The following is a 12522-nucleotide window of genomic DNA, read 5'->3' as shown; positions in this document are numbered from 1 at the left end:
TCCTTGTCACAATTTATTTCTCAGGTCTTGTATTTACAAAATTCTCAGTATACTGTTCCAATGCGCCCTTCAGCTTCTCTTCTGTCTCCGCAGATAATGCACCTGTGGAACGGATTTCCTGCATTGCAGCAGCACCCTGTGCATCACTGTCAATCCAGGTATAAAGACCAGCTTCATAGGTTCTTACATCCTCTGTAGCAACCCTGGAAAGGATTCCCTTGGTTACTGCATAAAGGATAGCTACCTGCTTCTCAACTGGAACCGGCGCATTCTGGTTCTGCTTCAGAACCTCCACAATACGGGCTCCCTGCTCCAGTCTGGCTTTTGTATCAGCATCCAGATCTGAACCGAACTGTGCAAAGCTCTGCAGCTCTCGATACTGGGAATAAATCAGCTTCAAAGTACCGGCAACCTTCTTCATTGCCTTGATCTGTGCATTTCCACCAACTCGTGATACGGAAATACCAGGGTTTACAGCCGGCATAACACCGGAATGGAACAGCTCTGTCTCCAGGAAGATCTGTCCGTCTGTGATGGAAATAACATTCGTCGGAATATACGCGGAAACGTCTCCTGCCTGTGTCTCGATAATAGGAAGAGCAGTCAGGGAACCACCGCCGTGTGCCTCGTCCAGTCTTGCGGCACGCTCCAGAAGTCTGGAATGGAGATAAAAAACATCTCCAGGATATGCCTCACGTCCCGGTGGACGACGGATCAGCAGGGAAAGTGCACGGTAGGCAACTGCATGCTTACTTAAATCATCGTAAATGATAAGCACATCTTTTCCCTTATACATAAAATATTCACCCATTGCACATCCGGAATACGGTGCAATGTACTGCAGCGGGCTGGCTTCTGAAGCAGTAGCCGCTACAACGATGGTATAATCCATAGCGCCATTTCTTGTAAGAGTCTCAACCAGGGAAGATACGGTGGAACGCTTCTGACCAATTGCAACATAGATACAGATCACGTCCTTCCCCTTCTGATTGATAATAGTATCTGCTGCCAGAGTGGTCTTACCAGTCTGACGGTCACCGATGATCAGCTCACGCTGACCTCTTCCAATGGGAACCATGGAGTCAATTGCCTTAATACCGGTCTGCAGAGGCTGGTTAACCCCCTGTCTCTCGCAGATACCTGGTGCCGGGCTCTCAATCGCCCTGTATTCACTTGTCACTACAGGTCCTGCACCGTCAATAGGCTGTCCAAGGGCATTTACAACTCGCCCGATCATAGCCTCACCAACCGGAACGGATACCACCTTTCCGGTGCGCTTTACGGTCTGACCTTCGCCAATACCGGAATCATCCCCAAATAAAACGATAGAAACACTGTTTTCTTCCAGGTTCTGCGCCATTCCGAAGCTTCCGTCCTCAAACTCAAGAAGCTCTCCTGCCATACAGTTGATAAGACCGCTGGCTCTTGCAATACCATCACCAACCATAAGAACCGTACCGGTCTCATTCTGTTTGATAGCGTTATCGTAGTATTTGATCTGACTGCGGATGACTTTTGAAATTTCTTCAGGTTTAAGCTGCATTTTCTCTATCCATCCTTATACTATAAGCTCGTTTAATTTCCTGGAAAGATCATCCAGACGGCTCTTTACTGTACCGTCCAGCTGTCTGCCCTCCAGTTCCACTTTAAGACCTGCAAGCACTGTAGGATCTGTCTTCTGGGTCAGGGTAACGGTCTTACCGCTTATCTTCTCCAGCTTGTCCTTAAGCGCTGCCATCTGCTCATCTGTCAGTGCAACCGCGCTGGTCACCACTGCAGTGGCAATGTTATGGTCCACATTGTACCGCCGTGTAAATTCCTCACAGCATCCGGAATACTCTCCCAGGATTCCGCGCTCACACAGCAGTTTCAGAAAATTCACCAGATACCGTTCTGCTTCTGTTCCAAATGCAGTATCAAGAAGTTTTGTCCTCTCTTCCTTCGGGATTGAAGGCTCTGACAACAATTTCACATAATCGGGATTCTCCCGGAAAAGCTGCCGGATTGTCTGCATCTGCTCCAGCACAGTGTCGGTAAGCTGTTCTTCAGCAGCAAGATCATACATGCTGCTGCCATATAATCTGGCAATCTGCGTCATGATGCCTCACCTACATTCGAAATAAACTCGTCGATCAGTTTCGCGTGATCCTCTTCTTTGATCTCACGCTCGATCACCTTGCCGGCAATCTCCATTGCCATGCCGCCGATCTCATTCTTCACTTCATTGACAGCTTTGCGTTTCTCCTGTGCAATGTCGCTCTCAGCCTTCTCTTTCATAGCACGGGCTTCCTGGGCTGCACTTTTCAGGATCTCCTCACTCTGGAGGGAAGCTGTCCTCTGTGCCTCTGTGACAATATCGCTGGCCTTTGCTTTGGCCTGCTGCATATTCTGTTCATACTCTGTCTTCATGGCAAGAGCTTCTTCCTTCGCCTTTGTAGCATCCTGGATTTCGGCATCTGCCATTGCTCTTCTCTTCTGAAGCATTTCATTGACAGGCTTAAACAAAAATCTTTTTATCAGATACATTTGAAGAAAAAGATTGCAGATCTGTGCGATAAACGTCCACGGCACAATTCCTACAAGTTCCTGTACCTGCATGTTCTAACCTCCTGTTGTAACTGCTACCATTCATACCGTTCCAGTATCTTACCAGTATAGAAACCAGCTGCTTTGGTGCCGTCTCTATGGAGCTTCCATAACAGCGGTCTGTGAATGGTAACGCCTGTGATACTTGTCCTTAATTATCCAAGGAACTTCATGAAGGTACCAGGTGCAACAAAGATCAGAAGCAGACCGGTTACGAAACCGTAAATACCTGTAGTCTCTGCGATCGCACAACCAAGAAGCATGGTAGAGGTTACATCACCTTTACACTCTGGCTGACGTCCGATTGCTTCCAGAGCTTTTGCAACTGCGTTACCTTCTCCAATACCAGGTCCGATACCTGCGATCAGTGCAAGACCAGCACCAATTGCACAACCAGCCAGTGCGATACCTTTTGCCAATACTGTAAAATCCATAATCAAATCCTCCTGTTATTTATGATTTCTCTTGTTAGAAATTCAATTCATCCGGAAACTGCAAAATATTTTCTGCATTTTCCGATTTTCTGCCCACTTCGTGAACATCCGCCTTCTTTACGCTACTCTTCTGCTGCATTCGCGATATACATTACAGTCAGCATACAGAAAATAAATGCCTGCATGATTCCGGAAAACCAGTCAAAATAAACTGACATAATTGCCGGAATACCAACGTCCAGGAATGGGATCTTCGACAAAACATCTCCCACAATACCCGGAATCAATCCAAACAGTTTGGAGCTTGCCAGCGCCAGCGCTGCATAGATCAAACCATTGATAACTACACCGGAAAGAATATTTCCAAAATGACGGCACGCCATACTGATCGGTGTGGCGATCTCAGAAAGAATATTAAATGGTGTCATAATAGGGATCGGAGTTGTAAATCCCTTCATATATCCACCGAAACCATTTGTCTTGATCTTCTGTGCCGTGATCATGGTAAATACAACAACTGCCCATGCAGCTTCTGTGGAAAGATCTGCTGTAGGGCTTCGCAGTCCTACAAGGCTGATCAGGTTGGATACCACACTGGTGGCAAAAAGCGCCGCCACAAAAGGAATCATATAGCTGAATTTCTCACCCATATTTCCGATGACGAACTTATTTGCTGTCTCCACCAGAAGTTCAGCCACAGCCTGTCTCCTGGATATTTTCTCCACTTTCAGATCATGTGTCAGCCAGATACAAAGTCCTGTGATCAACAGCATAACCAGCCAGCTTACAACCAGAGTCTCCGTTATCTGGAATTTCCCCAGGATGGGAATCTCGAACGGAAACGTATAGAATATCCTGCCACCGGTTATTTCGATATCCATGTACTCTCACCTCCTGTCATTATAAATTTGTAACTGTTCCGTACCACATCTGTCACACACTTCGCGGAGCAGTACCTGCTGAATAGTTACATAAAATTGTATATATCATTATGCGGCCTTCCTCCCCCCAATGATTCCAACTGTCTTGATCACAATGTTTGGAAAAAGCAATGGTAAGATTCCGGCTACAAACTGAAAACAGGGAACCGCAATCGCCAGAACGCCCCAGATAAGCTGAAGCATCATTCTCTGACTATAGCTGGCCTTCATCTTCGCTGCAGCCTGTTTATCGTCCTCCATGGAAACTATCTTCTGAACGGTCAGTCCCATAAGGAAAAAGTTCAGTACTGCCACCATCCCGCCAATAAATCCGGCGAGAAGCACTGTATAATCAAACGGAATCTGCTCCGGCACTGCCAGATGTCCGATTCCAAATACAGCCCACATCAGGACTACGCATACAAATGTACCAATCGCCACCTTCTTCGTCTCTTTCCTCACTGCCGGCTGCACATCTGCAAACATTTTGCTCATACAAATCTCCCTTCTGAAACGTGTTTGAAAAAGGTTTTCTGCAAAATGTACGTCACACTTTGCAGGAATGATTCCTCAAACACACTCTAATGATGTCTGTTAAATGAAACTTTATTCTTCTTTTTCTCTTTCTTCTGATGTCCGGTTACGGACAGGTAAAGCTTATAGGCTACTGTAAAGGAGCCTCCCAGTCCGAAAAAAAAGCCAGGAATAAAAATCCATTCTCCTATTCCCAGGCTGGTACTCATCCACCAGCAGATCAGCAGGCACAGAAGCAGAGGAGTGATAAAGGATAAGCTAAATTGACTAAGCAAAGTCATATTCTTGATAATATCTCCCCATTTTTTCATAAAAGCCTCCTGTCTCAAGTCTCATTTTATAGACAGATTTTAACACAATTCAGTATGGATAGCAACTTCTATTGTGCACATTATTTAAAAATTGACTTCCATTTTATTGCATATCGTCAATTTTTTCACACTTCAAAAAGTAATTACATGCTAACAAATTCTTGTTATTTTGTCGTTATACAATCGTTAAACATTGACTAAAATTCAGACACGGCAGGTAGTATTGTCTAGTACATTGAATATTAAGTAACCGCCATATTGACTTGTCTGATTTTTCATCTGCTGCGTTGTCGTCGGTCGCCGTAGCCACCGCTACGCCTCCTTCCTCCGCCTTGCATATGAAGAAATCATCCTGCGTCAATATAGCAGAAACTTAATTTTCGATGTACTAGAATGTGTTTGAAACAGGCTCTGGCTGCAATATCCTTTGATATGCAAAAAACTGCCTTGTATCAGCATTCCCATTCCTGGTAAATTCATGCTGTACAAAGCAGTTTCTCTTTCATAGTTTCTTATGAACCGCACTATCTTATTTTAGAGCGTATTTATAAAATCATTCTCGCAATCTGCACGCCCCGCTTTGCGACATATTTTGCCCAAATTCGTAGAGCGTGTTTGTGAAATCATTCCTGAAAATTATGACGTGCCTCTTATGAAAGCTATTTCAATTTGCATACAAATAAGAACTGTATGTAGGATCATCAATGTTTGAGGAATCAATCCATGCCGGGTCGATACGCACATTCCGCTTGATTTCCACACTCTTCTTTGGTGCTGTAGTCAAAAGTGCTGTCCAGATGGTCTGATATCCCATCGCGTAAGGCTGCTGGGAAACCACACCGACCTCTTTACCATTCCGGATAGCCTCCTGTTGTTTCGCTGTGGCATCCACACCAACCATCACAATGGAATCCTTTGTCTCATCCTTTTTCATGTCCAGATACAGATCGGCAATATCTGCATTATCGCAGAAAACACCGTCCAGCTGCGGATATTTGTCAAGAACCTCCTGCATGGCAGCTGTCATATCATCTACCTGATCCTGATAAACAATCTCCACAACTTCAATATCCGGATAATTGGTGATATAATTGGTAAAACCGCTTACACGTTCCTGAATGCTCTGCGTCTTTTCCTGCGCAGAAAAGACTGCAACCTTACCCATTTTTCCGATGGCTGTGGCTAATCTATACGCAGCGATTTCGCCCACCCTGGTATTATCCGTACCACGAAATGCACGGACCATCTTGCTGTCTGTAACACCAGAGTCAAATGCCACAACCGGGATTCCATTCTCCTTGGCAGCTTCCAGCTGCGCCTGAAGGGAATCCATATCGCTGGCAGAAACACAAAGTACATCCGGATTCTCTGCAATTACCGCATCTATGGTATTTACCTGGCTCTCCACATCTTTCTCATCGCTGGCGCCTTCAAAGGTCATGGTCACCTGATCTTCTTTCTTGAAGCCATATGCCTCGTTTACATCGGCAATTGCCTGCTCCATTCCTTTCTTAACCAGTCCCCAGAACTCTCCGCTTGTACTCTTGCTTACAACTGCCACCCGGGATCCTGCCTGGAGTTCTACAGATGTATCAATTTCAGGAATAAGAGGATCCTTTTCTTCCTGGGCTTCTTCTGTGGATTCCGTAGTCTGCCCGTCAGAAACCAGTGGCGCGATCACTTTCTCCACTTCTTCTTTCTTACAGCCTGTGAAGGTGCATAATGCAGCCAGAACAACAGCAGGTATCACTGCTACTTTTTTCATTTTATTCACTCCTCATCTGAATGTTTAAAGTTTTTCATAGAAACTTTTTATAACTATTTTTCGCAGTCTTCATCTTTGTTTAATCTTGCTTTTACATTATACACAATTTCGGTTCCACGTCTATAGTTTTTATGTTTTTTTCACATTTGCGGGATAGAAATCCCCTTAAATTCCGCCCCTTCCGGATTTGTCACGAATTTCATCACCTTTCCGGTTATCGGATGGAAAAAGGTGAGGCTTGCAGCGCACAGAGCCAGGCTGCCTGCCCCGATGGTCACATTCGTTCCGGCACCATATTTCCGGTCACCAGCCAAAGGCATTCCTGCATGAGCCATCTGAACCCGGATCTGGTGATGACGGCCTGTATCCAGATGAATTCGAAGCAGCCATTTTTTCTTTCCGGAAATTGCATCCACAGCTTCACCGAGAACCTCATAGGAAAGTCTGGCTTTCTTCGCACCAGGAGTGTGCGCATTTACCACGGAAGAAGTATTGGATTTTCCATCTTTTTTCAGATAATCCTCCAGAACTTTTTCTTTTTTCCCAGCCTCGGCCTGCTTTCCATATGTTACTGCCAGATAAATTTTTTCCATCTTTCCAGCTGTAATCTGTGCACTTAACGATTTCGCAGCCTCAGGTGTCTTCCCAAATACAAGAATACCTTCTACCGGCTGATCCAGCCTGTGGATTACTGCCAGATATGGAATCCTTCTCCCACCACCGTCTTGCATTGCCAGATAATTTTTCAGGCTGCTCTCCAGATCCATGGCACCGATTCTTGCATTCTGTACCGCAATTCCCGCTGGCTTACGGCAAACTATAATTTCTTTATCTTCGAAAAGAATGTAGTCCTCTATTTTCCCACTAAACATCGTCTGCTTCCCTCATAGTTTCCAATTTTCTCCGCTCATTATAGCGGATTAAAGCCTGATTTACAAGCTCACACTTTCTATTCCGGTATGCTTTATGCTGCATATCGGTTCCTGTTCACTTCGTATCCAATACATCATCCCGCTTTTTTGTCTCTCACAGCATGGAAAAGGACGGTCATCATTTTACTTATATTTCAAATGATGACCGTCCTAAAATTCTTCAGTATTCAATGGTCTTTTCCTCGTTTTTCAAATTGATTTACAATTTAATATTTACGTGGTCTTTATTCAGTTGTTCTATATTCAGTTTTAAGTTTTTATTTAAAATATCTTATCTTATTTCCTGCTCATAAACGATATGATGTTTATCATTCGGTTTATTTAGAAGTTTGATAGATTGAAATTATAATTCACGTTTTATAATTTCTTCTGCAGAAATATCGGATATACTTCTCAGGCTCTGAATCATTATCATAAACAATTTCAAACTTAATTCGGTTAAATCCAAAACCACTTACTGGTTCATATGCTCTCTTATATGTATTATACAAAAAAGTTTGAGCGGAAGTTCCTGATCTATTTCTGACTGGAATATCAATTATGATATTCTTCTAATGCAAAGTTTCGATTCATATTCTAAAGGTTCAATAAGAATCTCAAGATATCCTGCTTATCTGTGATAAGGGGTTATATCCTCTGGAGAAATGTTTCTTTACACAAGTTCCAGATCTTTGTATTAGTGGTGGACAGTTATTCAATATAAGTAATCGCTTCTATTTACCTTGGATACGTTTATAAGTATCAGCTGAATCAAGTGATACTTTATTTTCTATTTACACGGTTCTCGTATCAGGTCTTCTTGCAGGAAATGCGATTCCTGTCTCTCTTATATTGATTAGAAAGATTTTATGTTCCCATTGGAATCACTAAGCTCCTTTCTTTATGAAGTTGTTTTTCTTTTCTTTTGATGAGCTTATATTACCATCTCCTGTCTTATTTGTCAATACTTTTTCGTGTATTTTTTGTTTTATTTCTGTTTTATTTTGGCGCTTCGCGTTGTATTTCTGTGTTTTTTACTAATTATTGTAATTATTCAGAATATTTGTTTATATAACAAGAAAGGCTCCTTTTTGCAAAAGTCTAAATAGGTGTTTAAAAAAGGCTTTCTGCAAGATATACGTCATGATTTGTGGGAGATTTTGTCCGGTTGAGGGTATCATAGCGGGCTACGACAACCGAATTCGGGAAAAATATACCGCAAAGTGGGACGTGCAGATTGCGAAAATGCTTTTTTAAACACGTTCTAGCCTATGTAGAAACACATTGAGCGATATTTGCCTTTTCATTGCAGTGTGATCATACCATGTAGAACTTTTTATGTAACAGGGAATTCTGATAAAAAGGCAGGTCGCTCTCAAAAAGAATGACCTGCCTCATAACATTTTATTTTCTATTGTAATTGATCAGACAGCCTTTCAGGATGATTTCCCGCTCATCATCTGTCAGCTCTCCAAGTGTTACGGTAAACGGAACCAGTCCGCTCTCTTTTACCACATAACCGGTAATGCTGTCGGTTTTCTCTTCCACTGCCTTGCGGATTTCCGGGAAGAACAGGTAATCACCGTTTACAAACGGAAGATCACCGGCCGGGATCAGGAACGGGAGCATTCCCCAGTTAATCAGGTTGGAACGGTAACGTTTGGTAGCGTATTCGTTGGCAATGTTTGCCCACCCGCCAAGTACTTTCTGACAGGAAGCAGCCTGCTCACGGGCAGAACCATCTCCGGGCTTCACTGCGAAAATAGTACTTCCAACGCCAAGATTGCCTTTGCCAGCTTCCGGATACTCTTTGTTCACCGCTTCCATAACCGGCTTCAGCTCTGGCAGTGCATCCAGCGGACATTCGCCGTTCTCAATGGCATGCTCTGCTTTCTGAACCTCTTTTGCCCGTCCAACATAAGCCGGATCCTTTCTGGAAAGAGTAAACTCAGCCAGTCCAAGAGGATTGGAACGGTAGGAGGAAGTCTCACCGGACGGGATCAGCTCGTCGGTAGTAGTTACCGGATCGTGAATTTCGGAAACAACCTTCAGAACCAGATTCTCTGCAAGTGCCGGCATCTTCGGCCAGTCTTTGATGTTCGGTCCAAACTGGATCTCAACAGACGGATCAGCCACGCCCTTGCTGTCAAATACACGGTTATCGTAAATCGTTTTATCAAAGAAATATTTCTGTCCTCTGTACTCTCCTGTGAAATTCTCAGCAGAGGTAAGGAATCCCTTGTTTGCAGCTGTAGCAGCGATAGAACGGGCATCCATAAGTGCAACAGAAGAAATCTGACCATTCTGGATCTTGGAGCCTTCACGGTTCGGGAAGTTTCTGGTGGTATGGCGGATACTGAAAGCATTGTTTGCCGGAGTATCTCCAGCACCGAAGCATGGACCGCAGAATGCAGTTTTCACAACAGCACCTGTCTCAAGAAGATCTGCCAGAACTCCATTCTTAGCCAGTTCCATATAAATCGGAGTACTTGCCGGATATACGCTTAAAGTAAAGGCATCTGCACCGATGCTGGTTCCGCGGAGAATATCCGCTGCAGCACAGATGTTCTCAAATCCACCGCCTGCACATCCTGCAATAATTCCCTGGTCAACATAAAGCTTTCCGTCTACAACCTTATTACGGAGAGTATAAGGAACCTTGCCGTCCAGACTTACCAGAGCTTTTTTCTCAACATCGGCAAGGATGTCATCCAGATTTGCATTCAGTTCATCAATTGTATAAGTATTGCTTGGATGGAACGGCATAGCGATCATTGGCTTGATCTCGCCAAGGTCAATCTCCACACAGCCGTCATAGTAAGCCACATCTCCCGGTTTCAGCTCTTTATAGCTCTGGGCTCTTCCATGGATCTCGTAAAACTCCTGAATCTTCTCATCTGTCTGCCAGATGGAGGAAAGGCAGGTGGTCTCAGTAGTCATAACATCGATTCCAATACGGAAATCAGCACTTAAATTAGCTACGCCAGGACCTACGAACTCCATTACTTTATTCTTCACATAACCATTTGCAAATACTTTACCAATGATAGCAAGAGCAACGTCCTGCGGTCCTACGCCCGGACGGGGACTTCCTTTCAGATAAATAGCAACAACTCCTGGCATATTGATATCATATGTCTGGGAAAGAAGCTGCTTCACAAGCTCCGGTCCGCCCTCTCCCATAGCCATGGTACCAAGAGCGCCATAACGGGTATGGCTGTCTGAGCCAAGAATCATCTTGCCGCACTCAGCAAGCATTTCGCGGGCAAACTGATGGATAACTGCCTGATGTGGCGGAACATAGACACCGCCGTATTTTTTCGCACAGGTAAGACCAAACATATGGTCATCCTCATTAATAGTACCGCCAACTGCACAGAGGGAGTTGTGACAGTTGGTCAGAACATACGGTACCGGAAAACGCTCCAGTCCGGAAGCACGTGCAGTCTGGATAATTCCTACAAAAGTAATATCATGGGATGTCAGTTTATCAAATTTAATCTGAAGCTTGTCCATATTACCGGAAGTATTATGGGCTTTTAAAATAGAATAGGCAATGGTATTTCTTGCTGCATCTTCTCTGGAAACAGGAAGCTGGGCTTCAGCTGCCGGAATGATTTCCTTTCCATTCTGCAGATACACGCCAGTATCATATAATTTCATAATAAAGCTCCTCCTCATCTTGAGAGATTTATAAGTAACAAATATTATGCAGCTGTTCACCAGCAACATTCTGAGAGGTATTTTTTGTGAACAGCAGCAACATTATCGTTAATTATAGTAGATTTCTCCGAAAGGGTCAAGCAAAAACACTTTAGCGTGCTAAAAAGCTTTTTCTGCAAAAAATGGTCTGTAATTTTGCTCCACATTTCTGTTGCAACTTTTTCAAATCAGTGATAAGGTAGAATCTACCAACACTGAAATAATGGGAGGTGTTCTAAGATGTTTCGCCTTTGGGGACGAATCTGGAAAGATAACCATATGCTGAAGGATACCGTGATCTGTGATGACCGCCAGGAGACCAGAACGCACAAGGTTTTTCACTGTCTGGAGCAGATCTGTTATGAGCTGGATCTTGGTAATCCAATCTGGCTGGATACTACGGTGCGGGATTTTAAGAAGCACAGTAAAACACGTTTTTATCAGGATAATTTTATTGAACAGATTGACTTTGATTACCTGGAAATACAGGTAATAGAGGAAGATGGAGGAGAATGATGAAAAAGACAAAAATGTTTATGCTGGTTCTCACCAGCGCAGTACTTGCCCTTACTCCGGTAACTGCAAACGCAGCTGAAGCTGCACCTTCTCAGGTAACGGAAACTGTTATTGCCACCCCTACTCCGACACCCAAAAAGCCACAGAAAAAAGGCTGGGTGAAGACCAAATCCGGAATCAGAAGATACTATCGAAAAGGAAAACGCCTCACCGGTTTCCAGAAGATTGGCAAGAATTATTTCTATTTCAGTGCCAAGGGAACCCTATTAAAAAATACTACTGTTAATAAAGGTTACAGGGGATTTACTTACTACATCGACAATAAAAGTCATGTAATCGGCAGAAAAAAGGGTTCTACCTACTATACTGCCAGCGGAAAGAGAATGACTCAGGTTCAGATTGCCAACCTCCGCTCCAAGCAGATTGCAGCAGAGATCACCAATTCCAGCATGTCCAAATCCCAGAAGCTTCAGACATGCTTCAACTGGGTGATCAAGGGCTATTATAATATCTGGCGTGATTTTGACCAGGGCGGCAAGGACTGGCCGGCTACTTTTGCAAATGACCATTTTCTCCATCACAACGGAGACTGCGTTTCTGACGCTGGCGCATTTGCTTACCTCGCCAAAGCAATCGGATACAAGAATGTTTATGTATGTGCCGACGCTGTGCAGAGCAACAACAATGCCCACGCATGGTGCGAGATCAACGGGTATGTTTATGACCCGCTTTTCGCAGAGGCAAAGAGTTACAGCAAGTATTACGGTGCTACTTACGGCTCTTATGGACTTTACCCGGTTTTGAAATATAAGATCTCATAAATAGTTAATATTCGCTGTACTG

General features: G+C 43.9%; 12 protein-coding genes and 1 pseudogene. 3 read left to right on the top strand and 10 right to left on the bottom strand.

Annotated features, from left to right (window positions below):
* Positions 1-13 precede the first annotated feature (13 nt).
* The 9 genes from atpA to DW904_RS14915 all read right to left on the bottom strand — a co-directional run bounded on the left by atpA (position 14) and on the right by DW904_RS14915 (position 7422).
* Complete coding sequence (gene atpA / locus DW904_RS14955; RefSeq protein WP_118582131.1) at positions 14-1543, bottom strand: F0F1 ATP synthase subunit alpha; 1530 nt, start codon at positions 1541-1543, stop codon at positions 14-16.
* A 15-nt stretch (positions 1544-1558) separates the two neighbouring features.
* Positions 1559-2098: an ATP synthase F1 subunit delta gene (atpH, locus tag DW904_RS14950; RefSeq protein ID WP_118582128.1), complete on the bottom strand. Its 540-nt coding sequence runs from the start codon at positions 2096-2098 to the stop codon at positions 1559-1561.
* Positions 2095-2598, bottom strand: a complete 504-nt coding sequence (gene atpF / locus DW904_RS14945; protein WP_118582125.1) for a F0F1 ATP synthase subunit B — start codon at positions 2596-2598, stop codon at positions 2095-2097. The genes atpH and atpF overlap by 4 nt, the downstream gene beginning before the upstream one ends.
* 143 nt (positions 2599-2741) lie before the next feature.
* The gene (gene atpE, locus DW904_RS14940; RefSeq protein ID WP_179962564.1) at positions 2742-3020 is read right to left on the bottom strand and encodes an ATP synthase F0 subunit C; all 279 of its coding nucleotides are present in this window, start codon (positions 3018-3020) and stop codon (positions 2742-2744) included.
* Between the two features lie 122 nt (positions 3021-3142).
* Complete coding sequence (locus tag DW904_RS14935) at positions 3143-3901, bottom strand: F0F1 ATP synthase subunit A (protein ID WP_118582122.1); 759 nt, start codon at positions 3899-3901, stop codon at positions 3143-3145.
* A 108-nt stretch (positions 3902-4009) separates the two neighbouring features.
* Positions 4010-4435, bottom strand: a complete 426-nt coding sequence (locus DW904_RS14930) for an ATP synthase subunit I (RefSeq protein WP_118582119.1) — start codon at positions 4433-4435, stop codon at positions 4010-4012.
* A gap of 86 nt (positions 4436-4521) precedes the next feature.
* Entirely contained in the window at positions 4522-4785 is a 264-nt protein-coding gene (locus DW904_RS14925; RefSeq protein ID WP_118582116.1) for an AtpZ/AtpI family protein, read from the bottom strand.
* 664 nt (positions 4786-5449) lie between these two features.
* Entirely contained in the window at positions 5450-6550 is a 1101-nt protein-coding gene (locus tag DW904_RS14920; protein WP_118582113.1) for a substrate-binding domain-containing protein, read from the bottom strand.
* A gap of 140 nt (positions 6551-6690) precedes the next feature.
* Complete coding sequence (locus DW904_RS14915; protein WP_118582110.1) at positions 6691-7422, bottom strand: RluA family pseudouridine synthase; 732 nt, start codon at positions 7420-7422, stop codon at positions 6691-6693.
* A 1182-nt stretch (positions 7423-8604) separates the two neighbouring features.
* Between DW904_RS14915 and DW904_RS25780 the strand changes: the two are divergent.
* Positions 8605-8655, top strand: a pseudogene (locus tag DW904_RS25780) (hypothetical protein); the annotation flags it as partial.
* Between the two features lie 210 nt (positions 8656-8865).
* On the opposite strand, the gene DW904_RS14910 reads toward DW904_RS25780, so the two are convergent.
* A complete protein-coding gene (locus DW904_RS14910; protein WP_202187735.1) occupies positions 8866-11124 on the bottom strand; it encodes a hydratase in 2259 nt (752 codons plus the stop codon).
* A gap of 279 nt (positions 11125-11403) precedes the next feature.
* Here DW904_RS14910 and DW904_RS14905 point away from each other — a divergent pair, with 279 nt between their 5' ends.
* Together DW904_RS14905 and DW904_RS14900 are read left to right on the top strand one after the other, a co-directional pair.
* Positions 11404-11679 (top strand): hypothetical protein, encoded by a 276-nt coding sequence (locus tag DW904_RS14905; RefSeq protein WP_118582107.1) that lies wholly within the window; start codon positions 11404-11406, stop codon positions 11677-11679.
* Positions 11676-12500 (top strand): transglutaminase-like domain-containing protein, encoded by an 825-nt coding sequence (locus DW904_RS14900; protein ID WP_118582104.1) that lies wholly within the window; start codon positions 11676-11678, stop codon positions 12498-12500. The genes DW904_RS14905 and DW904_RS14900 overlap by 4 nt, the downstream gene beginning before the upstream one ends.
* Positions 12501-12522 lie beyond the last annotated feature (22 nt).

Origin of the sequence: Ruminococcus sp. AM42-11 (genome assembly GCF_003480145.1) — a bacterium.
In the GTDB taxonomy this organism is placed as follows: Bacteria; Bacillota; Clostridia; order Lachnospirales; family Lachnospiraceae; genus Blautia_A; species Blautia_A faecis.
The sequence above is the reverse complement of the archived record's forward strand: the minus strand, read 5'-3'. Positions and strand labels throughout refer to the sequence as shown.